The following is a 25,307-nucleotide window of genomic DNA, read 5'->3' on the forward strand; positions in this document are numbered from 1 at the left end:
CAGCGCGGGTCCGCCAGAGTCGCGCCCGCCCCGAGGGATGCCCGTGGACCGAGGCTTTGCCGCGACCTCCAGCCCGACTTCCAGCCCGACCGCCGCACCGACCGCCGCACCGACCGGCGCGCTGACCGCCGCACCGCCCGGCGCCGGCACCGGACCGCACCCCGCCGGCCCGGCCGGGGACCGGGAGACGGACCACGGCCGGGCCGGGGCCGCGCCCCCGGACGGCGCCCGCGGCGTGCCGCAGGGCCACCCCGAGGCCCCGGAGACGGACCCCGACGCCGAGGACCCGGAGCCTGACGCCGAGAACCCGGAGCCCGGCGACGGGGACGAGGAGGAGCCCCGCCCGCAGGCCGAGGGCGACGCCGGCCCGGCGCCGGACCTGCTCCGCCAGTACCTGCGCGAGATCGGCCGGGTCCGCCTGCTCACCGCCGCCGAGGAGGTGGAGCTGGCCCGCCGGGTCGAGGCCGGCCTGTTCGCCGAGGAGCGGCTGAACGGCGACCCCCCGCCGTCCGACCCGCCGGCCCGCGAACTGGACACCCTGGTGGTGCGCGGCCGGATCGCCAAACGCCGGCTGATCGAGGCGAACCTGCGGCTCGTGGTGTCCGTCGCCAAACGCTACGTCGGCCGCGGACTGACCCTGCTGGACCTGATCCAGGAGGGCAACCTGGGCCTGATCCGGGCGGTGGAGAAGTTCGACTACGCCCGCGGCTACAAGTTCTCCACGTACGCGACCTGGTGGATCCGGCAGGCGATGAGCCGGGCGCTGGCCGACCAGGCCCGGACGATCCGGGTGCCGGTGCACGTGGTCGAGCTGATCAACCGGGTGATCCGGGTGCAGCGCGCCCTGCTGCAGGAGCGCGGGCTGGAACCGACCCCGGCCGGGATCGCCGCCGCCCTGGAGCTGACCGAGGAGCGGGTGCGCGAACTGCTCCGGCTGGCCCAGGAGCCGATCTCGCTGCACACCCCGGTCGGCGAGGAGGACGACGTCGCGCTCGGCGACCTGATCGAGGACGCCGACGCCGCCTCACCTGCGGAGTCCGCCACCTTCCTGCTGCTGCGCCAGCACCTGGACGCCGTCCTGGCCACCCTGGGCGAGCGGGAGCGCCAGGTCGTCCAGCTCCGCTACGGGCTGGACGACGGCCGCCCGCGCACGCTGGAGGAGATCGGCACGGTGTTCGGCGTGACCCGGGAGCGGATCCGCCAGATCGAGTCGAAGACGCTGATCAAGCTCCGCGACCACGCCTTCGCGGCGCAGCTGCGCGGGTATCTCGACTGAGCGGCCCGCCGGTCCCCGGCCGGGACCAGCTGGGGACCCTAGGACCGGCCTGGGGAGGGCTGCGCGGTGGCGGGCTGTGTGTCGGTCGGCTGTGCCGGGGAGGGCGGGTCGGTGGCCGCCGCGTCCGGGCCGGTGCCCGGGGGCGGCGAGGCGGGGCCGATCGGGATCGGGGTGGAGGCCACCACGGCGGCCAGGCCGGAGACGGGCGAGGTGCAGACGTGCCCGGCCGGCTGGTACCCGCAGACCTGGAAGGTGACGGCCGGGTCGGCCGCGTCCAGCATCGACGAGTAGTTGTCGTAGCCCCAGTGGATGAGCGCCGTCTCGCTCTGGCCGGAGTCGTCGGTGATGGTCGCGTAGTCGTTCGGCTCGCCCTCGGTGATCGCCGCCCAGGCCGCCTGGCAGGTCTGGCTGTACCGGAGGTAGACGACGACCTTGCCGATGACGTCGGTCTGCAGGGTCCGGGCGTCCTTGCCGCAGCCGGTGGCCTTGGGGTCCTTGTGCGCGCAGCCGACGGCCTGGCAGACGGGAGCGCCCGGGACGGGCTTGGCCGCGGTGGCGGTCGGGACGGGCTCGGCGACGGTCTGGGGCTGCTCCTGGTGCCGGGTGGCCCGCAGGCCGACCAGCACCAGCAGGGACACCAGCAGGGCGGCGCCGGTCAGCAGCGTCGCCGGGCGCCGCCACCACGTCACGGGTGCCGTCACGGCGCCGCCGGGCTCGCTGGGTGCGACGGTCACATCGGTCACATCGGGTACGTCGGAGGCAGCGGGTGTGGCGGGCGCGCCGGTCCGGTCCGTCGGGGGCTGCGCCGCCCGGGGCTGCTCGGGGGCCGCCTGCGCGGCGGGTTCCTCCGGGGCGCCGGGCCCGCCGTCCTCCTCGGGCCCCGCCACGGCCTGCTCCCGCAGCGCCCGCAGGGCCGGCCCGTCGCAGTCCACCGCCCTGGTCAGCGCCTCCAGTGCCTGCCCGGTGATGACCCGCTTGCCGTTCAGCCAGCGCTCCCAGGAGGCCCGGCTGTAGTGCGTCCGGGCGGCGAGCTCGGACAGCGAGAGTCCGGCGGCGTCCTTGATGGCCCGGAGCTCCTCGGCCAGGAGCCGGGCGGGTCCGGACAGCTCTTCGGGCAGGTTCTTCCAGGCGGAACCCATGGGGCCTTCCAACGATGCGAGACGGGAACGGGGGGACGGGGAGAGCGGAACGGGCTCCGGCCCGGGCCGTTCGGGTGTCTCCGCTTCTCCAAACTCACCGGTCCGGCGTCCCAAACCCCAGGTCATGGCGCTGAGACGGACGGAAGTGTCTCACAACCCCCGGGAACGCTCGCATGTGCACGTGTCCGTCGTGCACAGTTCTCTGGTCGGCGCGGTTCGCCGCCCGACGGCGTCGTTCGGACGCGGACCGGTCACCGGTCCCCGCTCCGGCAGCACGTCCCGATTCCCCCACCGGCCGGGGCAGCCTCGCGGGGGGAGGCTGCCCCGGTTCGTCCGGGACGCACGGTGGGGAGGGCGCTTCGCAGCGCTCTCCCCACCGTGATCACGCCCCGCCGTGTTCACGCCCCGGCGGCCCCAGGCCCTAGTGGTGGAAGCCCGACCGGGTCGGCACCCCGAGTTCCTTGAGCGGGCCGGGCTGGCGCCGCAGCTCCGGCAGCAGCCGGGAGAGGTCGGCCAGCAGCAGGTCGGCGAGGTCCAGCGAGAAGCCGTTGCGGCAGACCACCCGGAGCACCGACAGGTCCGTCCGGTTCTCGGGGAACGTGTACGCGGGCACCTGCCAGCCGCGCTCGCGCAGCCGCCGCGAGACGTCGAACACGTCGAACGGCTCGTCGTCGGCGGTGGTGAAGGCGAAGACCGGCAACTGGTCGCCGCGGGTCAGCAGCCGGAAGCCGCCCATGTGCTCGATCGCCCCGGACAGGTGGGTGGCGACCTCGCGGCAGGCGCCCTGGACGGCCCGGAGGCCGTCCCGGCCGAGCCGCAGGAAGATGTAGTACTGCGCGACGACCTCGGCGCCGGGGCGGGAGAAGTTGAGCGCGAAGGTCGGCATCTCGCCGCCGAGGTAGTTGACCCGGAAGACCAGTTCCTCCGGCAGCGCCTCCTGGTCGCGCCACAGGGCCCAGCCGACGCCGGGGTAGACCAGGCCGTACTTGTGCCCGGAGCTGTTGATCGAGGCGACCCGGGGGAGCCGGAAGTCCCAGACCACCTCGGGGTCGAGGAAGGGCGCCACCATGCCGCCGGAGGCGCCGTCCACGTGCACCGGGACGTCGAGGCCGGTGCGCTGCTGGAGGTCGTCCAGGGCCGCGCAGATCTCCGCGATCGGCTCGTAGGAGCCGTCGAAGGTGGAACCGAGGATGCCGACCACGCCGATGGTGTCCTCGTCGCACAGCGCGACCGCGTGCTCGGCGTCGAGGTGGAAGCGCCCGCCCTCCATGGGCGCGGTGCGGGCCTCGACCTCCCAGAAGGTGCAGAACTTCTCCCAGCACACCTGCACGTTGACGCCCATCACCAGGTTGGGCCGGGCCCCGGCCGCGTAGCGCTCGGCGTTGCGGTGCATCCAGCGGCGCTTGAGCGCCATGCCGGCCAGCATGCAGGCCTCGCTGGAGCCGGTGGTGGAGCAGCCGACCGTGGCGTCCGGGTCGGGGGCGTGCCAGAGGTCGGCGAGGATCGCCACGCAGCGCCGCTCCAGTTCGGCGGTCTGCGGGTACTCGTCCTTGTCGATCATGTTCTTGTCCAGGCACTCGGTCATCAGCCGGGCGGCCTGCGCCTCCATCGAGGTGGTGACGAAGGTCGCCAGGTTGAGCCGGGCGTTGCCGTCCAGCATCAGCTCGTCGTGGATCAGCTGGTACGCGGTGTCGGCCGTGACGGGCCCCTCGCCGAGCCGGTGCAGCGGCGGTGCCAGCTTCATCGAGCCCAGCGGGTCGGCGGCGCCCACGAGCGGCCCGATGCTCAGCCGGCGGTCGTTGCGGGCCCCCTTGTGCAGCGCCATGGAGTCCTGCCGCCCTTCATGTCGGTGGCCGTGTCCCGTCCCACGCTGCCACCGGCCGCCGGGTGACGCATCTTCACCGGCCGGGGTCGGGGTCGGGGTCGGGCGCTGCCGTCCCCGGCCGGTGAGGCCGCCGCGGGCCGCCTCCAGGCCGCCGCAGCCGGGTTCAGGCCGCCGTCTCCGGGTGGATCTGTTCGCGGGCGGCGCGGTACTGCTGGCGCACTGCCGAGCCGATCGCCAGGTCCTGCTCCCCGTCCGGCTCGACGGTCTCGGCGTCCGGCAGCTCCCACTCCGGCGGCTCCGGGGTGCCGGCCAGCGCCCAGGCGGCCTGCCGGGCGGCCCCGCGGGCGGCGTGGGCGCCCGGCGGCGGCACCACGACCGGGACGCCGAACAGCGGCGGGGCGATGTGCCGGACGGCGGGCAGCCGCCCGGCCGCGCCGAGCAGGAACACCCGCCGCACCGCGACGCCCTGGGCGCGCAGCACGTCGAGGGCGTCCGCGATGTTGCACAGCATGCCCTCGACGGCGGCCCGGGCCAGGTGCTGCGGCGTCATCGACTCGGCCCGCAGGCCGGTCAGGGTGCCGGCCGCGTGCGGGAGGGCCGGCGTCCGCTCGCCGTCCAGGTAGGGGAGGAGCACCAGCCCGTACGCGCCGGGGGAGGAGTGCAGGGCGAGGTCGCTCAGGCCGTCCAGGTCCCGGCCGAGCATGGCGGCGGTGGCGCGGAGCACCTGGGCGGCGTTGAGGGTGGCGACCATCGGGAGGTGGCGGCCGGCGGCGTCGGCGAAGGAGGAGATCAGCCCGGTGGCGTCCACCACGGCCTGGTCGTGCACGGCGAAGATCGTTCCGGCGCTGCCGAGTGAGACCACCGCGTCGCCGGGGCGCAGCCCGAGGCCGAGCGCGGCGGCCATGTTGTCGCCGGTGCCGGCCGAGATCAGCAGGCCTTCGGGGGTGTGCCCGGCGGGTTCGGCGGGGCCGAGCACCTCGGGCAGCCGCAGCTCGTGGCCGAGTGCCAGCTCGACCAGGTCCTGCCGGTACTCGCCGGTGATCGGGGACCAGTAGCCGGTGCCGGAGGCGTCGCCCCGGTCGGTGGTGCGGCGCCTGGGGTGGCCGAGGAGCTGCCAGACCAGCCAGTCGTGCGGCAGCAGGACCTCGGCCACCCGGCGGGCGTTGGCCGGCTCGAACTCGGCCAGCCAGCGCAGCTTGGCGATGGTGTAGGTCGGGCTGGGGACGGCGCCGATCGCGGCGGTCCAGGCGGCCGGGCCGCCGAGCGCGTCCAGCAGCTTGGCGGCGGCGCCGCTGGAGCGCGGGTCGTTCCAGAGGATCGCCGGCCGGACCAGCACGCCGCCCGCGTCCAGGCCGATCATGCCGTGCTGCTGTGCGCTGACGCCGATGGCCCGGACGCCCTCCAGCAGGCCGCCGGCGGCGGCGTCGCCGAGCGAGTGCAGCCAGAGCTGCGGGTCGGCCTCGCCGGGGCGGGTGTCCGGGTCCTCGGGGACGGGGTGCGGTGCCTTGCCGGAGCGCAGGACGGCGCCGGTGTCGGCGTCGCACGCGACGATCCGGGTGCGGTTGGTCGAGCTGTCTATCCCCGCGACGATGGCCATGTCGAGATCATGCCTCAGCCCGGCCCGGGACGCGTCCGGGCCGGGTGAGGTGTTGCCCGTTCGGGACCGGACGCAGGGCCCTGGTACACCCTGGCGTCACCGTCCCGTCACGGGCGGAAGGTACCCCAGCCGTCGTCCTCGGCCCGGGAACGGTTGAAGTACGGCACCCGGTCGGTGACGGCGTTCGGCAGCCGGTCGCCGACCTTGTCCGCGACGGCGCCGGCGGCCTTCCCGGCGACCGCGCCGGCCTGCTGCCGGGCTCGGTCGGCCGCGCCCTGCACCGTGGGGTTCTGGGCGATCTTCCGGGTGACCTTCGTGATCTGGTCGTAGCGCCGGCGCCCGGCCCGGGAGCCCAGGACGTAGCCGGCCGCGAACCCCGCGGCCAACGACAGCTTCCACATGATCGGATCCACCCTCTCCTGGCGGCCTTCTGCCGCATTGCCCTACCCGTCCGTCGGGACGGCGAACCGTCCGTGCCCCCCAGCATCCCCGGGGGCCGTGCCGGGCGCGCGCCGGGCACGCCGGGCGGGAGCCCGGGGGCGGTCCGGGGAGCGGTCCGGCGAAAGCGATTGGCGGACCACCCCCCCGAGTGCGCTAATGTATGTCCCGCAGCGAGCGCCGAGGAGCCCGGGGAACCGGGGGCCGAGGCGGAAGCCGATCCCCCATAGCTCAATTGGCAGAGCAGCCGACTGTTAATCGGCAGGTTATTGGTTCGAGTCCAATTGGGGGAGCTCGGGAGAGGTCTTGCAAGAGGCCTCCTCCCGTCCGTGGTACGGAAGTTCGGTACCGCGATCCCGCATAGCTCAATTGGCAGAGCAGCCGGCTGTTAACCGGCAGGTTTTTGGTTCGAGTCCAAATGCGGGAGCTTCATCGGGTCCGCCCGGTGACTGCTCAGAGCGAAGGCCCCTCGGATGACCGGGGGGCCTTCGTGTTGCCTTCGTCACGTCGCGCCGTTCGTCACCTCGCGACGGCCGGGCGGCTCGGGTGGTCGCCTCTGGGGCTCAGACGGTCGCCGCCCGGGTTCGGGTGGTCGCCTCCCGGGCTCAGGCGGTCGCTTCCCGGTAGAGCGCGGAGACCCGCTGGTCGAAGGTGACGCTGTAGGAGGTGCCGGCCGTCTCGCCGCCCTCCTGGTAGCCGCCGATCACGCCGACGACCGTGCCGCTGTCCGTCACCCACGGGCTGCCGCTGGTGCCGTCGGTGTAGCCGTCGCAGTCGAAGCGCTCCTGGGTCGGGCTCTGCGAGCGGGTCCTGGCCGCGCAGGTGATCGGCTCGTCGCGCTCGTTCGGGTAGCCGGTCACCGAGACGGCCAGCCCGAAGCCCTGGCCGGTGGCGATCGGGTTGCCGCCGACGGAGTCCTCGACCTGCTTCCCGCCGACCGTGCCCACGGTGACGAAGGCCACGTCGTACTCGGGGTCGTCGTCGTCCGCCCAGCGCGGGTCGACGGTGATCGACTTCACCGGCCAACTGCCGTACGGGATGAAGCCGTTGCGGTAGCCGGGGGTGAACACCAGGCCGTCCAGCAGGCCGATCCGGCGGTTCTGCACGCAGTGCGCCGCGGTGACCAGCAGGTTGTGCCTGGGGCTGCGGACGACGCTCGCCGTGCAGGCCCGGGGGCCCTGCGCCGTCCGGACCGAGAGGGTGCCGATCCGGTCGCGGGTGCTGCTCTGCTGCGCGACCTCGGCGGCGGGCGCCTGGTCCTGCTCGCCGCCGTCGCACGCGGTTCCGGCGGCGAGCAGCAGGGCCGCCAGCGCGACCGTCCGTGCGGCGCGCGGGGGCCGTGCCGGGCGGGGGGCCATCGGGGCTCCGTCTCGTTCCTCGGGGCGGGCACCGGGTTCGTGCGTTCCGCCGTTCGAGAGGAAGATCTATCAGGCCGTGCCCGGCGGCGCCACTGCCGCCCCTCCGGTCAGCCGGTGGCCCGGTCGTAGAGCGCCTGGACGCGGTCGCCGAAGTAGCTGCTGTACGAGGTGTCCGGGCTGTCGCCGCCCTGCTGGTAGCCGCCGATCACGCCGACCACGGTGCCGGTCCTGGTGCTCGGGTCGAAGTCGGTCACCCAGGGGCTGCCGCTGGTGCCGCCGGTGTAGTCGGGGCAGTCGATCCGCAGCTGGGTGGAGCTCTGCTCGGTGGTGTTGTTGGCGCAGGTGATCGGGACGTCGCTGGTGCCGGGGTAGCCGGTGATCCGCACGGGCAGCTGGTAGCCGAGGCCGACGCCCAGCTTGTTGGCGCCGAGCACCTGCTGCACCTGCTGCCCGTTCTGGGCCTGGACGACCGCGAAGGCGACGTCCACGTCCGGGTCGGCGTGGTCCTTCCAGCCGTCGTCGACGGTGACGGCGATCAGCGGCCAGACGCCGCTGGGGGTGTCGCCGTTGCGGTAGCCGGGGACGAAGACGAGGTCGCTGCGCTGGCCGAGTTGGGGGTCCCAGACGCAGTGCGCGGCGGTGACGATGAGGTTGAGCCCGGCGCTGTCGACGACGCTGGCGGTGCAGAAGTGGTCGCCGTCCGCGTTGCGGGTGAAGACGGCGCCGACCAGGCCGTTGAGCACGGTGGGCCTGGCGGTGCGGGTGACCCCGGTGTGCCTGGCGACGGCTCCCCTGAGCCGCTGCCGGCTCCAGCCGTGGCCGCCGCCGGAGGCTGAGGCGGATCCGGAGGGGCGGGTGGAGGGGCGGGTGGAGGGGGTGGCCGGAGCCGAGCTGACCGTCGGCGCGCCCCCGCCGGGCCCGGCCGAGGTGGTGCAGCCCGCCGCGGCCAGCAGCACCGCGAGCGCCCCGGCGGCGGCTCCCGTCCCACGTGTCGTCATCCGTCCAGGCTGCCCGTGGGGCCGTCCGGGCGCCACCCGAACTGCGCAACCAGGACAGGCGCACGCCTGTGCGCACCCGTGCGCGCCCCCGGCGCGCACCACGGGTGATCGACCGGCTATGCTGCCCGGGACGTCCTTTCGGGGCCGTCTGCTGCTGCCGTGGTCGACGACCGGCGCACGCGGCGAACCGGGGCGGTAGCTCAGCCGGTTAGAGCAGGGGACTCATAATCCCTTGGTCGTGGGTTCGAGTCCCACCCGCCCCACCTCAGCCACTGATCGATCGTTGGATCGATCATCAGACAAAACAGTGGCTTGATCTGGCAGAACGGCTCCAGTTCCGGTCGGAACTGTAGAGCATCGGCCAGCCGCTCAGGGCTCGGCGCGCCGGGATTCACCCGCCAGTGGACACGGCTAGGGGTTCGCCCCCGGGCTGTCGGCAGCGTCCCGGCCGAGTGGTGCCGTCCGTCCACCGGGCGCAGCCAAGCCGCGCCGTTGCCCGCCTGTGGAGGGGGCTGTGATGGATGGGCGCGATCAGGACCGTCTTGAGTTTCCGTCGGGGGAGCCGGCCGGCTCCAGGTCCGGGCGTGGACTCTCAGGTGAACCTCGAATCCATGGAATTCCTTTATTTATGAGCGCCATCCTGAAATCTGGCAGTATGTCTGATTCTTCGATCCGAGAGGGCTTCCGACCAGTGGGTCTTAGCCGGGCGAGGGTGGTTCGACTATTGCCCGAAAATCGCCCGGCGGTCATAGATTCAAGCGGAATCTTTGCATCCGAACCGGTGGTCCGGAGTTCCTCCCGCAGGGGCGGGGGTTGCCCATCCGGCGCGTGATAGGGTCCTGAATTCGTGACCCGGCGCATACCAGGCCGGGCCGGCTTGGGGGGAATCCAGGTGGCCCGGTGTCGTCGGGTCGCCATCGCAATTCGGGCGCGCCGGCGAGGGACGCATGCGTGAAGGTGTGCAGTCGCCAACCCGTGCCAGGGGCTGTCGGCGCGACTTGTGCTTTCTTCACACACCATGCCCGGACTCACCGGACCATCGGTTCTGAGGATTCCGGGTCTTCTGACCGGGGGGATGAGAAGAACCGTGTACTTTCGCGTTCTCGGAGCACTTGCAGTGGAGACGGACGGTGGGACGCCGCGCACCCCGCGGGCGTTGAAGCTCCGGGCCTTGCTGGCGCTGTTGTGCCTGAACGACGGCCGCCCACTGTCCGCGCCGCAGCTCATCGACGCCCTATGGTCGGGGACGCCGCCGCGCACCGCGTCCACCGCCCTGCAGGTGTACGTCTCCCGGCTCCGCAAGCATCTGGTGGGTGCGGGCTTCGACGTGTCCGGGCTGCTGACCAGGCCGCCCGGCTACATGATGGAACTCGCCCCGCTCACCCTGGACCTGCACAGCTTCGAATCGCTGTGCCTGCGTGCCGGGGAGCTGCGGGCGGCGGGCCGGCTGGAGGAGGCCTCGCTGCTGCTCTCCCAGGCGCTCGGGCTGTGGACCGGCCCGGCGCTGGCGGACCTGTCCACGGTTCCGGCACTGCAGAGCCTGGGTCACCAGCTGGACGAGAAGCGGTCGGCCGCGCTGGAGGAGCGGGCCGAGACGGAACTGCTCCTGGGACGGCACAAGCCGCTGGTCGGCGAGCTCTACGGGTTGATCGACGAACAGCCGATGCGGGAGACCTTCCACGGTCTTCTCATGCTTGCGCTGTACCGCAGTGGCCGACCGGCCGAAGCCCTCATGATCTACAACCGCATCCGGCGCGTCCTCATCGACGAGATCGGCATCGAACCGGGCCCCAGGCTGAGGCAGTTGCAGCAGTCGGTCTTGGCGCGGGACGCCGGCCTCGAAGAGCACACACTCGCCCATCTCGCCTGCTGAACGGGCTAGCCGCATCCCTATGACTCGTCCGGCCCCGCGACGCGCTCCGCTCGGGGGGCCGGGCGAGTCGTGCCGGCTTCCGCCCCCGCGATCCCCTGCCGCAGCGGCTTGCGGCCCCACCGGGGCCGGCCGAGGGTGATGAAGGCCTCCGCCTGCATCGCCGCGAGACCGATCCGCGGCAGATCGCGGGTGTGCGGGAAGACCAGGAAGCGCGGCACCCACTCCGGCTGGAACTTCGCGTTGAACTTGTACAGCGACTCGATCTGGAACCAGCGCGAGAGCAGTACGAGCAGCCCTCGCCAGGCCCGCAACACCGGTCCCGCGCCGAGCCGTTCTCCCCGGGCCAGGGCTGAGCGGAACATTGCGAAGTTGAGCGAGACCCGGCGTATCCCGAGTGCAGGCGCCGCCTGCAGAACGGCGACGATCAGCAGCTCGTTGAGGCCGGGGTCGGCGGCGCGGTCCCGGCGCATCAATTCCAGCGAGATTCCGTCGGGGCCCCAGGGCACGAAGTGCAGTACGGCTGCGAGGTCGTCGGCATCCGGCTTCCCGCCCGCCTCGCCCGATTCGGCGTCCGGGGACTGGTGTGCGGTGACCACCACGCAGCCGGTGTCCTCCGCGTCGCCGAAGCGGCCGAGGGCGGTGGAGAAACCTCGCTCGATGTCGGTGCCGCGCCAGCGGGCCGCTGCGGCCGCGATCCGCGCCCGCTCCGCGTCGTCGAGATCGCAGACCCGGCGGACCTTGCAGGAGTAGCCGTTGCGCTCGACGCGTTTGACCATCTGGCGCACATTGCGCATGACCCGCCCGCTCAGTGAGAAGTCGGCCGTGTGCACAACTGCTTCATCACCCAACTCCAGAGCGTCCAGTCCCGCTTCGCGCGTCCACACCTCGCCGCCGGTTTCGCCGCAGCCGATCACGGCGGGCACCCAGGCGTGCCGCCTGGCCTCGTCCATGAACGCTTTGATCGCTCCGGGCCAGGCCTCGACGTCGCCGATGGGGTCGCCGGAGGCGAGCATCACACCGGACTCGACGCGGTAGGCGATGGCGGCCTTGCCGGTCGGCGAGAGCAGGACGCTCTTGTCACGCCGCAGCGCGAAGTACCCCAGCGAGTCGCGCGCCCCGTGCCGTTCGAGCAGCTCACGTACCCGGGCCTCGTCGTCCGCGGAGAGCTCCGCCAGCGGTTTCTCGGGCCGCAGGAACAGGTAGGAAGTGGTCAGCAGGGTGATCAGACCGAGCGCGCCGAGTGAGTAGCCGACCAGGTCCGCGACCCGGTCCGAGGTGTAACGCACCGGCCCCTCGACTCCGACGAGCCCGTACGCGGTGTGCTGCAGCCGCTCCTCCAGTGAGGGCGAGCCGGCCTCGTAATCCGGGTGCACATTGGTGATCAGCAGCCCCAGTGCGAGGGAGACGCCGCCCACCGTGATGAAGCTCAGCAGCGCTCGCCAACGGGTGCGCGGGTCGGACAGCGCGTAGAACTCCCGCCGGTACAGCAGCATCACCAGGAGCAGCGCGAACGACACCACACCGGTGGCGGTGGTGTGCCACCGCAGGAGGTGCAGCAGCCCACCCACCGGGAGCAGCACGACCACCGCCCGCCAGGCCCGCCGCTTGCGGCGGCGCAGCGCGTGCGCCAGCAGTACGAGCAGCACGCCGACCATCAGCGAGCCGACCGCGGTCACCGTGGTGGTGCCACCGGGCAGTTGACCGGCCAGCAGGCGCACCCGGCTGTGGCGGAAGCCGGGGAAGACGGCGGCCGCGAGGTCGATCAGCCCGATCAACAGGCAGGCGTACGCGGCGAGGGCGGGGACACGCGGCCGGGACGCTGGGGTGGCCAGGTTGCGAAGGGTGTGCGCTGCCGGGCGACGACTCGTGGCCGGACCCGGGCGGGGAGGTGCTGGATTGTTCATAGAGCGCGAATCTAAAGCCGGATCAGAGGATTTCAGTCATCCTGAAGAATGAGATCCGGCGGGATTAAGGGGCGCTTTAGTGGAGTGAAATGCAAGTGGCGTGCATGTGGAGGTTTAGCGCCCGCGTCTAGCATTCTTCTCGCAGTGGAGTCAGGCGGAGCCGGTTTGTCCGGTCGGGATCGCGATGATGCGATTTGCTTCCCGTTGCTTCCCGGCTTTTCCGTGTGTCCTCCACATTCCGTCCTTGTGTTCGGCGGGAATCCGCCGGCCGGTGCGCACCATGAGGAGTGTGAGAGAAGTGTCAGGGTCCGGATCCGGCGATATGCGCCTTCCCGTGTCAACGGCCCAGCGTGAGATGTGGCTGGCCGAACAGGTCGATCCGACCGCTCCACAACAACGCGTCGGTGAGTACCTGGAACTCCACGGGGCCATCGACCGGCGGGTCTTCGAAACGGCGATGCGGCAGGCCGTCGCGGAGGCCGTCCCGATGCACGCCCTGTTCGTCGAGGAGGACGGTGAGCCCCGGCAGTGCGTGACCCCCTTCTCCGACTGGGAGTTCCCGGTCCTCGACGTCTGTGGCGAACCGGACCCCGAGGCCGCCGCGCTGGCCTGGATGCGGGCCGACCTGTCCCGCCGGATGGACCTTTCCCGAGGGCCGCTCTTCTCCTACGCGCTGCTCAGCCTGGGGCCGGATCGCAGCTTCTGGTACCTCAGCGCCCACCACGCGGTCGCGGACGGGCACACGGGAGCCCTGATCGCCCAACGGGTGTCCGAGCTCTACGCCGCCATGACCGCAGGACTCCCCCAGCCGGCCAGCCGGTTCGGGGCCATCCGGGAGATGCTGGCGGACGACGCGGACTACCAGGCCTCCGACCGGGGCGCGGTGGACCGGGCGTACTGGACGACCCGGTTCGCGGACGGACCGGAAGTCGCCACCCTCGCCTCCCAACCGCCGGGCGGGCCCGCCGCGCAGGGGCAGACCAGTCACACCGGCAGCCTCTCCGTAGCCGAGACCGAGCAGCTCAAGGCCGCCGCCCGCTCGGCCCGCACCCACTGGTCCGTGCTGGTGATCGCCGCCGCGGCCGCCCAGGTCCACCGGCTCGCCGGCGCACAGGACGTCATCCTGAGCCTGCCGATGGCCGCCCGCACCGATGCCGCGGCGCGCACCACTCCGGGGATGTACTCCAACGCCCTGCCCCTGCGCGTCACGGTCCGCCCGGACCTCACGCTGCACGAGCTCATCCGTGAAGTCGCCGGTGGATTCCGGGAGATGATCCGACATCAGCGTCACCGGGGTGAGCGCCTGGGGCGCGACCTCGGCCTGCCGGACACGGGGCGCTACCGGACCGGTCCCATGGTCAACATCATGGCCTTCGACTACGACCTGCACTTCGCCGGTCGGCCCGCCATTGCCCACCACCTGACCCAGGGGATCGTCGAGGACCTGTCGTTCACGGCCTTCGACCGCTCGGACGGCCTGGGGCTGCGCATCGATCTGGTCGCCAACTCGGCCCGCTACGAAGCCGACGAGCTGGCCGCACACCACGCGCGCTTCCTGCGTTTCCTACGTGCCTTCAGCACGGACCGGGACATGCGGGTCGGCTCCGTCGATCTGCTCACCGAGGGTGAGCGGATCCGGTTGCTCACCGAGCTCGGCGGCCCCGAGCACGAGTACCCGGAAGCCGGCCTCACGGAGCTGTTCGCCCGGCAGGCCGAGGACACCCCGTACCTGCCGGCCGTAGTCTCGGCGGAGACCACGCTGACCTACCGGGAGCTGGATACCGCCTCGAACCGGCTCGCCCGGCTCCTCATCTCGCGGGGTGTCGGGCCCGAGCGGATCGTCGCCGTCGCGTTGCCCCGTTCGGCCCTTCTCGCCGTTGCCGTCCTCGCCGTCCTCAAAGCGGGCGGCTGCTATCTCCCCGTTGATCCCGAATATCCTGCCGAGAGGCTGTCGTTCATGCTGAGCGACACCGTGCCCGCCGTCGTGCTGACCACTGTGGACACGGCCCGGCGGCTGCCGCACACGGACGCCCCCCGGCTGATCCTCGACGACTCCGGCACCCTGGGCGAGCTGGATCAGTTGGCCGGCACGGAGATCGACGACGAGCAGCGGCTGGGCCGGCTCGACCCGGCGCATCCCGTGTACGTCATCTACACCTCTGGCACCACCGGCCGGCCCAAGGGCGTGGTGATGCCCGGGCGGGCGATGGTCAACCTCCTGTCGTGGCACGACGAGGCCTTCCCCTCGGCCGCCGGGGCCAGGGTCGCCCAGTTCACCGCGCTCAGTTTCGACGTGTCCGTGCAGGAGATCCTGTCCGCGGTGCTGTTCAGCAAGACCCTGGTGGTGCCGGCCGACGAGGTCCGGCGCGACCCCAAGCTGCTCGCCGCCTGGCTTGACGCGGAGCGCGTGAACGAGCTCTTCGCCCCCAACCTCGTCTTGGAGGCCCTGTGCGAGGCGGCCCTCGACCAGGGGTGGACCATCCCGTCGCTGCGGGTCCTGGCGCAGGGCGGTGAGGCGCTCACCCCGAGCCGCCAGGTACGCGAGTTCGTGCGGAGCCGCGCCGGGCGTCGGCTGCACAATCACTACGGCCCGAGCGAGACCCACCTGGTGACGGCCCACACCCTGGCGGCGGACGTCGACGCGTGGCCGCCCGCCGCCCCGATCGGTCGGCCGATCCCCAACATCAGGGCGTACGTCCTGGACGCCGGCCTGCGCCTGACTCCGGAGGGGGTGCGCGGAGAGCTGTACCTCGCCGGGGCCGGGGTGGCCCGGGGCTACCTGAACCGCCCCGGACTCACCGCCGTACGGTTCGTCGCCGACCCGTACGGGCCGCCGGGAAGCCGGATGTACCGGACCGGGGACGTGGCCCGCTGGCTGCCCGACGGGCAGCTGGAGTACCACGGTCGGTCCGACGACCAGATCAAGATCCGTGGATTCCGGATCGAGCCCGGAGAGATCAGGTCGGCCCTCGCCGCCTGCCCCGGTATCGTCCACGCCGAGGTGGTGGCCCACGAGGTCAGGCCCGGGGACCGGCGGCTCGTCGGATACGTCGTACCGCAGACGCAGGGGTGCGACACGGCCGCGGTGCGCGAGTTCGTCCGGGCGAGGTTGCCGGCCCACCTGGTGCCCTCGGCCGTCGTCGAGCTGGCGGAGCTTCCGCTCACGCCGAACGGAAAGCTGGACCGCCGGGCGCTGCCCGAGCCCCGGCTCACCGGCGGCGCACCGGCCCGCGAACCGGCCACCGAGCAGGAGCGGGTCCTGTGCGGCCTCTTCGCCCAGGTACTGGAGTTGCCCGCGGTCGGTGTCGACGAGAACTTCTTCGACCTCGGCGGGCACTCCCTCCTTGCCGCCCGCCTCGTCGCGCGGATCAGGGCCGCGCTCGGCACGCCGCTGGAGGTGCACGCCCTGTTCGAGTCCCCGAGCCCGGCCGGGCTCGCACGGCGGATCGCCGACCCGTCGTCCGGGGCTGCGCCGCAGTCCTTGTTGCCGTTGCGCGCGGAGGGCTCCCGGCCTCCGCTGTTCTGCGTCCATCCGGCTGCCGGAATGGGCTGGCCGTACGCGGGGCTCCTGCCGCACCTCGGCCCCGACCAGCCGGTGTACGCACTCCAGGCACGGCGCCGGTCCGGGGAAACGCCGGGCTTCCCGGCCACCGTCGAGGACATGGCCGCCGACTACGTGGCACAGATCCGTGCGGTGCGCCCCGAGGGCCCCTACCGGATACTCGGCTGGTCCTTCGGCGGTCTGGTGGCCCACGCCATGGCCACCCTCCTGGAGCGCGAGGGCGAGGTGGTCGACCTGCTCGTGATGGTGGACTCCTATCCCGTGGACGACCGGCTCCGGGCCGACATGCCCAGTTTCAGCGAGGACGAGTTCGACCGCACCCTGCTCCAGTCGGTCGGCGACGACGATTCCCTCCTCGGGGACGACCGGGCCCGGGCCGCGCTCCGCGACGTCTACCGCAACGACCTCGACCTGATGGCCGGGTTCAGGCCCGGCAGATTCGACGGCGGATTGCTGTTCTTCCGAGCTGCGGAGTCCGACCCCGGCGACCCGTACGAACCGGGCCGCAGCACCGCGGCGGCCTGGGCGGGCCACATCGGCGGCTCGGTCGAATCCCACGACGTGCCGGCCACCCACCACCGCATGATGAGGCCGTCGGCCCTGGCGGAGATCGGGCCGGTCCTCGCCGCGCGGCTGCGGCCCGCGGACGCGTAACGGCCCCGCCCCGAGGCGACGGCCCCACCAACCCCGGCGCACCCGCGCCCCGAGGACCAGGAGGTCCACCGCATGACAACCACCCCGACCCACCCCGAGCACCCGGGCGTCGACGCTGCGCTGGCAGACGTACGGTCGCTGGCCCGCCGCGGCATCGAGGGCCGGACGGACTATCACGGCCCCCGGCTCCTGCGCAGGCTCGTGGAGGGCAGGCAGGGCGGCCCGTACGAGTACTTCGAGGTACGTCCGTCGGGACCGCTGATCGGCGCCGAGATCCACGGCATCGACCTGCGCACCCCGGTGAGCGACGAGGTGTTCGGCGAGCTGGACCGGGCCCTGCTCGAATGGAAGGTGCTGTTCTTCCGCGATCAGGACCTCACCGCTGAGCAGCAGCGAGCCTTCGCGTCCCGATGGGGCGCGATCGAGGGGCACCCGTTCCTGCCGGCGGGTACCGGCGAGGACGTCGTGCGACTGGAGAAGGGCAAGCAGAACCCCGGCTTCGAGAACGTCTGGCACTACGACTTCCCGTGGATCGAGCGCCCCCCGCTCGGCGCCGTCCTGCGCATGGTGGAACTGCCTGAAGGCGGCGGCGGCGACACCCTGTTCACGGATGCGGCCGCCGCGTACGACAACCTCCCGGACGAGGTGAAGGCGCGCATCGACGGGCTGAAGACGGTCAACGACTTCACCCCGTCGGCCAACTACCGCGAGTTGATGACCGACGAGCAGCGGGCGCACTTCCAGGGGGTCTACCCGCCGGTGGAACACCCGCTGGTGCGCACCCACCCGAAGACCGGGCGCAAGACACTGTTCCTGACGTCGATCTTCACCACCCACATCGCGGGCCTGCCGGCCGACGAGAGCGAGGAGCTGCTGGCCTACCTCTTCCGCCAGCTGGAGTACCCCGAATACCAGGTGCGCTTCCGCTGGGAGGCGAAGTCCATCGCCTTCTGGGACAACCGGGCCGTGCAGCACTACGCCACCTCGGACTACCACCCGAACCGCCGGGTTGTGGACCGGACCGCGATCGCCGGCGACCGGCCGTTCTGACCTGAGCACTCGGCCTGGCACGCCCCGCACCCGCCACTCACGTCATACGGAGGAACATCCATGCATCTCAGCGAAGAACAGATCACCCGGTACCACGAGGACGGATTCCTCCTCGTCGAGTCCGTGCTGGACGACCGGGAGGTGGAACGGCTTCGGGCCGCGTTCCAGCGCGACTGCCGTGTCCACGGTCCGCAGGTGATCAGGGAGGAGTCCCGGGACGAGGTGCGCGCGGTGTACGCGTCGCACCACCGGCAGCCCGAGTACGCCGGGCTGATCCGGGACCCCCGGATGCTCGCGCCGGTGCGGCAACTGCTCACGGACGACGTGTACGTGTACCAGCTCAAGATCAACGCCAAGCCGGCGTTCGGCGGCGAGAAGTGGTCCTGGCACCAGGACTACGTCGCCTGGCGCCTCGCCGACCGGTTGCCCGCCCCGCTTCAGGTCAACGTCGGTGTCTTCCTCGACGCCGTCGACGAGTTCAACGGCCCCATGATCTTCGTGTCCGGGTCGCACCGCCACGGCCCGATGCGCGGCAGCCGCACGGCCGAGGCCAAGTCCGCCCAGCACCTGGACCCGGAGGACATCGCGCTGACTCCTGACCAGCTCTCCACCCTGGTCGCCGAGCGTGGCATGGTCAGCCCCAAGGGCCCGGCCGGTTCCATCGTCTTCTTCTCGCCCGAGATCGTGCACGGCTCCGCACCCAACATGTCGCCCTTCCCACGCCGACTGCTCATCGCCACCTACAACGACACCGCCAACCTGCCGAGCTGGACCGGTGAGCCGCGCCCCGACTACGTCGTGTGCCGGGACACCGGGCCCCTGCGCATCCTCGACGCCCCTTTCCTCGACGTCCTCGAAGGGGTGTCGGCGTGATGCGCGGGAAAGCCGTCGTCCTGGAGGAGTTCGGCCGGCCGCTCGCGCTGCGGGAGTACGAGGTCCCGTCGGCCCCGGCCGGGGGGATGCTCGTGGCCTGCCGCCACGGCGGTATCTGCGGCACCGACCTCCACCTCCAGCAGGGCCATCTGCCGATCCCCACCCCGTTGGTCCTCGGCCACGAAGGCCTCGGCACCGTCCACGAGCTCGGTCCAGGCGCCCCCGAACACGATGCCACGGGAACCGCACTGCAAACCGGCGACACCGTGATGTGGGCCTCCTCGATCGCCTGCGGCTCCTGCGTCCCGTGTCGGCTGCACCGTGAGCCGACCCTGTGCGAGAACCGCCGCACCTACGGGGTCAACCGCTCCACCACCGACGGCCCCGAGCTCTCGGGCGCCTGGGCCGAGTTCATCGTGCTGCAGGCCGGCACCACCGTCGTGAAGCTGGACGACGGCATCGACCCGCTCGCCGCCATGTCCCTGGCCTGCGCGGGGCCGACCGTCGTGCACGCCCTCCACGAGCGCAGGCCGGTGCGCCTCGGCGAGACGGTCGTGGTCCAGGGCAGCGGCCCGGTGGGCCTCGCGGCCGCCGCGTTCGCCCGGCTTGCCGGGGCTGCCAAGGTCATTCTGGTGGGCGGTCCGGACAGCCGACTGGCCCTCGCGGCCGCCGCAGGCATCGGCGACGTGCACCTCGACATCACCGCGCCCGGCGACGCCGAGGCCGTCCTGGACCGGGTCCGAGCGGAAACCGGAGGAACCGGGGCCGACCTCGTGATCGAGTGTGCGGGCGTGCCCGCGGCGGTCGCGCAGGGCCTCACCCTCGCCCGCCGGGGCGGCTCCTACCTGGTCATCGGCCAGTACACGGACGCAGGTGACACCCTGCTCAACCCGCACCAGATCGTGTACCGGCAGCTCGATGTCGTCGGATCCTGGGCGTTCACCGGCGCGCACCTCGTCGAGTACGTACGCCTGCTGCCCGCCCTCACGGCCCGCTTCGACCTGGGCAGCCTGGTGTCGTCCTACCCGCTGCACGACCACGGGGCCGCGCTCGCGGCCGTGGCGGACGGTTCGGTGATGAAGGCGGTCCTCACGAACCGGTAGGCGTGTGCGAGGTGGTACGCGTGCGGAGCCGCCGGACGGGGTCCGGCGGCTCCGCACGCATTCCGGCGACCGGACACGTCCTAGGGCGTGTCTGACAATTCCCGCCGGGCGCGCGACGCCGGGCATCCCGCCTGGACGCACCGGCGAAACGCCCAAGTACGACCCAGTACGAGGACGCTTCGCCGGCACGCCCAGCCGGGCGCCCAACGCCGCACGCTGGTCCGACGCGAATTGTCAGACACGCCCTAGTGGGGGGTCGCCGCCGGGACGGCGTCGGCCTTCCCGGCCCCGGTGCCACCGGATCCCGCACCGCCGTTCTGCTGCCTGGCGTTGATGAGGAGGAAGGCGACGGTCGCGGCCACGGCGAGGATGCCGACAGCCCACCAGATCGCGGTGGCGTAGCCGTGTACGGCCGCCGCGTTGGCCAGCTTGGCCGGGTCGGCGCCGGAACGGGCCTTCTCGGCGAGCCAGTTGGTGGTGGCACCGGCCGCGATGGTGTTCAGCAGGGCGGTACCGATGGAGCCGCCGACCTGCTGGGAGGTGCTGACCATGGCGGAGGCCACGCCGGCGTCCTGCGGCTGCACGCTGCGGGTGGCCAGGCTCATGGCGGGCATGAACGCCGTGCCCATTCCGAGGCCGAGGAGCACCTGCGCGGGCAGAATCAGACCGACGTACGAACTGTCGACCTTGATCTGGGTGAGCAGCGCGATGCCGAGGGCCGAGGTCAGGAAGCCCGGACCCATCAGGAGCCGAGGCGGCAGACGGGTCATCAGCCGGGTGCCGATCTGCGTCGACCCGGTCACCATGCCGACGATCATGGGCAGGAAGGCGAATCCGGTGCGGACCGGCGTGTAGCCCTTCACGACCTGCAGATAGTAGGTCAGGAACAGGAAGAGCCCGAACATGCCGATGACGGCCAGCCCCAGGGAGAGGTAGATGCCGCCCCGGTTGCGTTCGGTCACCACCCGCAGCGGCAGCAGGGGGGCCGGGGCCTTGCTCTCGACCAGGACGAACGCGCCGAGCAGGACCACCGAGGTGATGAAGAGCGCGACGGTGACGGGGGCGGTCCAGCCGTCGGACTCGGCGCGGGTGAACCCGTACACCAGCGACAGCAGGCCGGTGGTGGCGAGAACGACACCGGGGAGGTCCAGCCGGGCGCCGTTGCGGGCGCCCGCCGGCTCGCGCACCACGGTGACGGCGCCGAACACGGCCGCGACGGCGAACGGGATGTTGACGAACAGCGCCCAGCGCCAGTTCAGGTACTCGGTCAGCGCACCGCCCATGATCAGGCCGACGGCCCCGCCGGCACCGGAGATCGCGCCGTAGATCCCGAATGCCTTTGCCCGCTCCTTGGGTTCGGTGAAGGTGACCGCGAGCAGCGAGAGCGCGGCCGGTGCGAGCAGTGCGCCGAACACGCCCTGCAGGGCGCGGGAGGCGAGCAGCATCCCGGGGTTGACCGCGAGGCCGCCCAACGCGGATGCGCCCGCGAAGCCGAGCAGGCCGACGATGAACGCGCGTCTGCGGCCGGTGAGGTCGGCGATGCGGCCGCCGAAGAGCAGCAGGCTGCCGAACGCCAGCGAGTAGGCGGTGATCACCCATTGCCGGTTGCCGTCGGAGATGCCGAGGTCGTGCTGGGCCGAGGGCAGGGCGATGTTCACGATGGTCGTGTCGAGCACGACCATCAACTGGGCGATGCCGATGAATAACAGCGCTTTCCAGCGCTGTGGGTCCGGCTGGGCGGTTGCGGGCATGACGCCTCTCAGTTGACCGGGCGGCAGGGGTGGGCGGAGCTGCTCAGGGTGCCTGTTCCAGCGAGGGCAGCAGGGTGGGTAGCAGTTCGGCGACTACGTCGACTGCGGCGCGCCACGCTTCATCGCTGCCGGGTCCGCCCGCGGCGGTCCGGGCGAGGATGCCCTCGCGGGAGGCGAGCAGGAACATGGCGAGGTTCTGCGCGTCGACGCTCGTGCCGTTGCGCTCCAGTAGGCGGGCGAGGGCCCCGGTGACGGCCTTGTCGTGTTCGTGGAGCTGTGCGCTGAGCTCCGGGCTGCGGGCCGCGTCGAGCCGGAACTCCAGGAAGAGCAGAATCCAGCCCCGTTCGTCGGGGTCGACCGCCAGGAGCAGTTCCCCGATCCGTCGGGCCGCCCCCGGAGCCGGTTGGTTCAGCAGGCCCTCCAACTGGTCGAGCCGGTGCGCGGAGTGGCGGTCGAACAGCGCGAGGACGAGGCCCTGCTTGCTCTCGAAATTGGAGTAGAAGGCCCCCCGGGTGTACCCGGCCGCCGCGCACACGTCCTCGATGGTGGTCTTCGCGTACCCCCGCGCGACCAGCACCTGCCCGGCGGCGTCGAGCAGCCGGGCGCGGGTGTGAGCACGTCGGCGAGGCGGCCGGCCGGAATCGGTGGAAGCAGTCTTCGATGGAGCCACGCGGGAACGATACATCATGTATTTAATACGCCGTGTATCGAACTGCCATATCGTCGGCCGGAGTTGGCGGTGGGGTCGTCTCCGGGTCGTCTCCGGGTCGTCTCCCTGGCGGATGCGGCCAAGCCCCTGGCGTGGTGCATGGAAAAAGTGATATCACTTTGACAGCTGGATCGGAAAAACTCGCTGGAGGAGCTGGTCTCATGGCCACACCGCGTTCTGCCGTCGACGTCGAAGACGGCCTCGTCCTCGACCTTCCGGCACCCAAGATCACCGAGCGGGTCATCACCGGTGCCGCGGGGCTGCCGGTGCTCGGAGGGACGCTGCTCGGCCTGCTCGCGGGGATCGGGGCGACCATCGTCGGCGGCATCCAACTGGCCGGCGGGTCCAAGGCGTTGGGGATCACCCTGCTGACCGCCGGGCCGCTGGCCGTCCTGGGCGCACTGCTGCTGCTGTGCGGGCTGACCGTGGTCTCGCCCGGCCAGGCGCGGGTGGTCCAGCTGCTCGGCCGCTACCGCGGCACCATCCGTGCCGAGGGCCTGACCTGGCTGAACCCGTTCACCAGCCGCCGCCGGATATCCACCCGGATCCGCAACCACGAGACCGAGACCAACAAGGTCAACGACGCGGACGGCAACCCGATCGAGATGGCCGCCGTGGTGGTCTGGCAGGTCGAGGACACCGCCAAGGCCGTGTTCGAGGTGGACGACTACAGCGACTTCGTCGCCATCCAGACCGAGACCGCCGTCCGGCACATCGCCAGCAGCTACCCGTACGACGCCCACCGCGAGGGCCAGTTGTCGCTGCGCGACGGCGCGGAGGAGATCAGCCGGATGCTCTCCGCCGAGATCGCGGCCCGGGTCGTCTCGGCCGGGGTGCGGGTCGTCGAGTCCCGGATCACGCGGCTCGCCTACGCGCCCGAGGTCGCCCAGGTGATGCTCCAGCGTCAGCAGGCCGGGGCCGTGGTCGCGGCACGGCGGCTGATCGTCGAGGGCGCCGTCGGTATGGTCGAGGAGGCGCTGGACCGGCTCGCCGAGCGCGACGTCGTCGAACTGGACGAGGAGCGCAAGGCCGCCATGGTGAGCAACCTCCTGGTGGTGCTCTGCGGCGACCGGGGCGCCCAGCCCGTCGTGAACACGGGCTCCCTCTACCAGTAAGGCGCGGCGTTGGCGACGGAGCGGAAGAAGATCCTGCTGCGACTGGACCCGGCGGTCCACGACGCACTGGCCCGGTGGGCCGCGGACGAGCTGCGCAGTGCCAACGCGCAGATCGAGTTCCTCCTTCGCCGTGCCCTCAGCGACGCGGGCCGGATGCCCGGCGACGCGGCCCGTCTTCCCCGGCGCGGCCGACCGCCCAAGGAGAACCCGCAGACCGGCGGTTCCGACGCCGGATGAACGGGCCCATCCACCGTCCATCTGCTTGGAGTCCATCGTGGACCTGCCCATCACCCTGCCGGAGAAGCTCTACCTGCTCGCCTACCACCCCGAGCGCGAGCGGCTCACCGCCACCGCCAGGCTCGACCTGGTGCTGCGGGCCGCCGCGCTCGCCGAACTCCTACGGCGCGCGCTGATCCGCGACGACGGCCGGCACCCGGCCGCCGTCGACGGCGCGTCGGCCGACGGCCTCGACCCGCTCTCCGCCGCGATGCTGGAGCAGATCCGGCAGGGCCGGCGGCGCAGCTGGCAGAGCTGGGTCGGCCGCCGCCAGGGCCCGGCGGCCCGCGCCGCGCGGGTGGTCCGGGACGGGCTGGCGGCGTCCGGGCGGATCCGCCTCGAACAGCGCCGCGCGCTCGGACTGTTCCCCTGTACCCGGGTCGTCCTGCCGGAGCAGCGGCTGCGCAAGTCGCTCGTGGCATCGGTGGGTTCGGCGCTGAAGGCGCCGCTCAGCCGGGTCGACCCGGCGGACGCCGCGCTGGTCGCGCTGGTCGACGCCGCCCGGCTCGGCGCCGTCCTGACGTGGCGCCAGAGCCGCGAGTTCCGCACCCGGATCGACAAGCTGGCCCCCGCCGCGGGCCCCGTCCCGCGCGCCCTGCGCCGGGCCATCAGCACCCGCAACTCCGACGTCGCATTGGTCTGACCCACCCGGTGTGATCCGCAAGACAGGCCCGGTCGCCGACACGGCGGCCGGGCTTCCCGCGTTCCGGGCCCGCGCCCGCGCCCCATCCACCGATCGGTTGATCCACCGTCCACCGCGCCCGCCCGCAGCTCTGACCGTCCGGTCGATCCGCGGCCGGGGCCCCGCGCGGGAAGCTCGTTGCAGGCCGGAGGAGCCGGCCGGACCAGCGGGGACGAGCGGGAGGGAGCGGCGCGATGGCCGTGATCGAGGTGGCGGGGCTGCGCAAGGCCTACGGGCGGCACCAGGTGCTGGAGGAGGTCTCCTTCGGCGTGGAGCGCGGCGAGGTGTTCGGCCTGCTGGGGCCGAACGGCGCGGGCAAGACGACCGCCGTGGAGTGCTGCGAGGGCCTGCGCCGGGCCGACGCGGGGACGGTCCGGGTCCTCGGCCTGGACCCGGTGAAGGACGCCCACCGGCTGCGGCCGAGGATCGGCATCCAGCTCCAGCAGGCCCAGTTGCAGGGCGCGCTGCGGGTCGGCGAGGCGCTGGAACTGTACGCCGCGCTCTACCCGAACCCCCGGGACTGGCGCGAGCTGCTGGACGAGTGGGGGCTCGCCGACCAGCGCCGGACCCCGTTCGACAAGCTCTCCGGCGGCCAGCGCCAGCGGCTGTTCATCGCCCTCGCCCTGATCGGCAACCCCGAGGTGGCCTTCCTGGACGAGCTGACCACCGCGCTCGACCCGCAGGGCCGCCGCGACACCTGGGAGCTGATCCGGCGGATCCGCGACGAGGGCGTGACGGTGGTCCTGGTCTCGCACTTCATGGACGAGGTCGAGGCGCTCTGCGACCGGGCCGCCGTCCTCGACGGCGGACGGATCGTCGCCACCGGCACCCCCGCGGAGCTGATCGCCCGCTCCGGCACCGGCGGCACGCTCGGCTTCCGCCCCACCGGGCCGCTGGACACCGCCCGGCTGGCGGCCCTGCCGGGGGTCACCGGGGTCGAGGAGCGGGACGGCCGGGTCGAGGTCTCCGGTGTCGGGGACTTCGCCGACGAGGTCACCGGCCTGCTCGCCCGCGAGGGGATCGTCGTCACCGGGCTGCGGATCCGCGAGCACAGCCTGGACGACGCCTACCTCGCCCTGACCCGCCACGACGCCTGATCCGCCATCACCGCGCCCATCACCACG

Annotated in this window: 19 protein-coding genes and 3 tRNA genes; 13 read left to right on the forward strand and 9 right to left on the reverse strand. The window is 72.3% G+C overall.

Annotation, left to right across the window (positions count from 1 at the left end):
* The first annotated feature begins 37 nt into the window (after window positions 1-37).
* Window positions 38-1,276, forward strand: coding sequence for a sigma-70 family RNA polymerase sigma factor (locus ACFVHI_RS19380; protein ID WP_380340966.1), 1,239 nt, complete (start codon window positions 38-40; stop codon window positions 1,274-1,276).
* 38 nt (window positions 1,277-1,314) lie between these two features.
* On the opposite strand, the gene ACFVHI_RS19385 is transcribed toward ACFVHI_RS19380, so the two are convergent.
* The 4 genes from ACFVHI_RS19385 to ACFVHI_RS19400 all read right to left on the reverse strand — a co-directional run bounded on the left by ACFVHI_RS19385 (window position 1,315) and on the right by ACFVHI_RS19400 (window position 6,250).
* The gene (locus ACFVHI_RS19385) at window positions 1,315-2,415 is read right to left on the reverse strand and encodes a DUF2690 domain-containing protein (protein ID WP_380340968.1); all 1,101 of its coding nucleotides are present in this window, start codon (window positions 2,413-2,415) and stop codon (window positions 1,315-1,317) included.
* A 421-nt stretch (window positions 2,416-2,836) separates the two neighbouring features.
* On the reverse strand, window positions 2,837-4,240 hold the full coding sequence (locus ACFVHI_RS19390; RefSeq protein WP_380340971.1) for a glutamate decarboxylase: 1,404 nt from the start codon (window positions 4,238-4,240) through the stop codon (window positions 2,837-2,839).
* 163 nt (window positions 4,241-4,403) lie between these two features.
* On the reverse strand, window positions 4,404-5,837 hold the full coding sequence (locus tag ACFVHI_RS19395; protein ID WP_063347479.1) for an FGGY family carbohydrate kinase: 1,434 nt from the start codon (window positions 5,835-5,837) through the stop codon (window positions 4,404-4,406).
* A 107-nt stretch (window positions 5,838-5,944) separates the two neighbouring features.
* Window positions 5,945-6,250: a hypothetical protein gene (locus tag ACFVHI_RS19400; protein WP_380340974.1), complete on the reverse strand. Its 306-nt coding sequence runs from the start codon at window positions 6,248-6,250 to the stop codon at window positions 5,945-5,947.
* A gap of 245 nt (window positions 6,251-6,495) precedes the next feature.
* Here ACFVHI_RS19400 and ACFVHI_RS19405 point away from each other — a divergent pair.
* Window positions 6,496-6,568, forward strand: a tRNA-Asn gene (locus ACFVHI_RS19405).
* A 61-nt stretch (window positions 6,569-6,629) separates the two neighbouring features.
* Window positions 6,630-6,702: transfer RNA gene (locus ACFVHI_RS19410), tRNA-Asn, on the forward strand.
* A gap of 178 nt (window positions 6,703-6,880) precedes the next feature.
* Here the strand turns inward: ACFVHI_RS19410 and ACFVHI_RS19415 are convergent.
* Window positions 6,881-7,633, reverse strand: coding sequence for a serine protease (locus tag ACFVHI_RS19415; protein ID WP_063347478.1), 753 nt, complete (start codon window positions 7,631-7,633; stop codon window positions 6,881-6,883).
* 107 nt (window positions 7,634-7,740) lie between these two features.
* Window positions 7,741-8,631 (reverse strand): trypsin-like serine peptidase, encoded by an 891-nt coding sequence (locus ACFVHI_RS19420; RefSeq protein WP_380340977.1) that lies wholly within the window; start codon window positions 8,629-8,631, stop codon window positions 7,741-7,743.
* 189 nt (window positions 8,632-8,820) lie between these two features.
* Between ACFVHI_RS19420 and ACFVHI_RS19425 the strand changes: the two genes are divergently transcribed.
* Window positions 8,821-8,894, forward strand: a tRNA-Ile gene (locus ACFVHI_RS19425).
* Between the two features lie 908 nt (window positions 8,895-9,802).
* A complete protein-coding gene (locus ACFVHI_RS19430) occupies window positions 9,803-10,504 on the forward strand; it encodes a BTAD domain-containing putative transcriptional regulator (protein WP_380340980.1) in 702 nt (233 codons plus the stop codon).
* A 17-nt stretch (window positions 10,505-10,521) separates the two neighbouring features.
* Here the strand turns inward: ACFVHI_RS19430 and ACFVHI_RS19435 are convergent, their stop codons facing one another.
* Window positions 10,522-12,408 (reverse strand): phosphatidylglycerol lysyltransferase domain-containing protein, encoded by a 1,887-nt coding sequence (locus ACFVHI_RS19435; RefSeq protein ID WP_079135571.1) that lies wholly within the window; start codon window positions 12,406-12,408, stop codon window positions 10,522-10,524.
* A 334-nt stretch (window positions 12,409-12,742) separates the two neighbouring features.
* Here ACFVHI_RS19435 and ACFVHI_RS19440 point away from each other — a divergent pair, with 334 nt between their 5' ends.
* The 4 genes from ACFVHI_RS19440 to ACFVHI_RS19455 all read left to right on the forward strand — a co-directional run bounded on the left by ACFVHI_RS19440 (window position 12,743) and on the right by ACFVHI_RS19455 (window position 19,650).
* Complete coding sequence (locus ACFVHI_RS19440; RefSeq protein ID WP_380340983.1) at window positions 12,743-16,624, forward strand: amino acid adenylation domain-containing protein; 3,882 nt, start codon at window positions 12,743-12,745, stop codon at window positions 16,622-16,624.
* 72 nt (window positions 16,625-16,696) lie between these two features.
* Entirely contained in the window at window positions 16,697-17,674 is a 978-nt protein-coding gene (locus tag ACFVHI_RS19445; protein ID WP_380340986.1) for a TauD/TfdA dioxygenase family protein, read from the forward strand.
* Window positions 17,675-17,734: 60 nt separating this feature from the next.
* Complete coding sequence (locus tag ACFVHI_RS19450) at window positions 17,735-18,547, forward strand: phytanoyl-CoA dioxygenase family protein (protein WP_380340989.1); 813 nt, start codon at window positions 17,735-17,737, stop codon at window positions 18,545-18,547.
* On the forward strand, window positions 18,547-19,650 hold the full coding sequence (locus tag ACFVHI_RS19455) for a zinc-binding dehydrogenase (protein WP_063347474.1): 1,104 nt from the start codon (window positions 18,547-18,549) through the stop codon (window positions 19,648-19,650). The genes ACFVHI_RS19450 and ACFVHI_RS19455 overlap by 1 nt, the downstream gene beginning before the upstream one ends.
* Before the next feature lie 245 nt (window positions 19,651-19,895).
* On the opposite strand, the gene ACFVHI_RS19460 is transcribed toward ACFVHI_RS19455, so the two are convergent.
* Complete coding sequence (locus ACFVHI_RS19460; protein ID WP_380340992.1) at window positions 19,896-21,401, reverse strand: MFS transporter; 1,506 nt, start codon at window positions 21,399-21,401, stop codon at window positions 19,896-19,898.
* Between the two features lie 43 nt (window positions 21,402-21,444).
* Entirely contained in the window at window positions 21,445-22,071 is a 627-nt protein-coding gene (locus tag ACFVHI_RS19465; protein ID WP_159398419.1) for a TetR/AcrR family transcriptional regulator, read from the reverse strand.
* A 200-nt stretch (window positions 22,072-22,271) separates the two neighbouring features.
* Here ACFVHI_RS19465 and ACFVHI_RS19470 point away from each other — a divergent pair, with 200 nt between their 5' ends.
* The 4 genes from ACFVHI_RS19470 to ACFVHI_RS19485 all read left to right on the forward strand — a co-directional run bounded on the left by ACFVHI_RS19470 (window position 22,272) and on the right by ACFVHI_RS19485 (window position 25,280).
* Window positions 22,272-23,225 (forward strand): SPFH domain-containing protein, encoded by a 954-nt coding sequence (locus ACFVHI_RS19470; RefSeq protein WP_380340995.1) that lies wholly within the window; start codon window positions 22,272-22,274, stop codon window positions 23,223-23,225.
* A 9-nt stretch (window positions 23,226-23,234) separates the two neighbouring features.
* Window positions 23,235-23,462, forward strand: a complete 228-nt coding sequence (locus ACFVHI_RS19475) for a hypothetical protein (protein ID WP_380340998.1) — start codon at window positions 23,235-23,237, stop codon at window positions 23,460-23,462.
* 37 nt (window positions 23,463-23,499) lie between these two features.
* Window positions 23,500-24,144, forward strand: coding sequence for a GPP34 family phosphoprotein (locus tag ACFVHI_RS19480; RefSeq protein WP_380341001.1), 645 nt, complete (start codon window positions 23,500-23,502; stop codon window positions 24,142-24,144).
* Between the two features lie 233 nt (window positions 24,145-24,377).
* Window positions 24,378-25,280 carry an ABC transporter ATP-binding protein gene (locus ACFVHI_RS19485; RefSeq protein WP_380341003.1) on the forward strand — a complete coding sequence of 301 codons (903 nt, stop codon included), beginning with the start codon at window positions 24,378-24,380 and terminating at the stop codon, window positions 25,278-25,280.
* Window positions 25,281-25,307 lie beyond the last annotated feature (27 nt).

The organism is Kitasatospora sp. NPDC127121, from assembly GCF_042677305.1.
Classification (GTDB): Bacteria; Actinomycetota; Actinomycetes; order Streptomycetales; family Streptomycetaceae; genus Kitasatospora.

Coding starts and splice junctions, on each gene's coding strand:
- ACFVHI_RS19380 (WP_380340966.1), top strand. CDS start 38: ATGCCCGTGGACCGAGGCTTTGCCGCGACCTCCAGCCCGACTTCCAGC.
- ACFVHI_RS19385 (WP_380340968.1), bottom strand. CDS start 2,415: ATGGGTTCCGCCTGGAAGAACCTGCCCGAAGAGCTGTCCGGACCCGCC.
- ACFVHI_RS19390 (WP_380340971.1), bottom strand. CDS start 4,240: ATGGCGCTGCACAAGGGGGCCCGCAACGACCGCCGGCTGAGCATCGGG.
- ACFVHI_RS19395 (WP_063347479.1), bottom strand. CDS start 5,837: ATGGCCATCGTCGCGGGGATAGACAGCTCGACCAACCGCACCCGGATC.
- ACFVHI_RS19415 (WP_063347478.1), bottom strand. CDS start 7,633: ATGGCCCCCCGCCCGGCACGGCCCCCGCGCGCCGCACGGACGGTCGCG.
- ACFVHI_RS19420 (WP_380340977.1), bottom strand. CDS start 8,631: ATGACGACACGTGGGACGGGAGCCGCCGCCGGGGCGCTCGCGGTGCTG.
- ACFVHI_RS19435 (WP_079135571.1), bottom strand. CDS start 12,408: ATGAACAATCCAGCACCTCCCCGCCCGGGTCCGGCCACGAGTCGTCGC.
- ACFVHI_RS19445 (WP_380340986.1), top strand. CDS start 16,697: ATGACAACCACCCCGACCCACCCCGAGCACCCGGGCGTCGACGCTGCG.
- ACFVHI_RS19450 (WP_380340989.1), top strand. CDS start 17,735: ATGCATCTCAGCGAAGAACAGATCACCCGGTACCACGAGGACGGATTC.
- ACFVHI_RS19455 (WP_063347474.1), top strand. CDS start 18,547: ATGCGCGGGAAAGCCGTCGTCCTGGAGGAGTTCGGCCGGCCGCTCGCG.
- ACFVHI_RS19460 (WP_380340992.1), bottom strand. CDS start 21,401: ATGCCCGCAACCGCCCAGCCGGACCCACAGCGCTGGAAAGCGCTGTTA.
- ACFVHI_RS19470 (WP_380340995.1), top strand. CDS start 22,272: ATGGCCACACCGCGTTCTGCCGTCGACGTCGAAGACGGCCTCGTCCTC.
- ACFVHI_RS19485 (WP_380341003.1), top strand. CDS start 24,378: ATGGCCGTGATCGAGGTGGCGGGGCTGCGCAAGGCCTACGGGCGGCAC.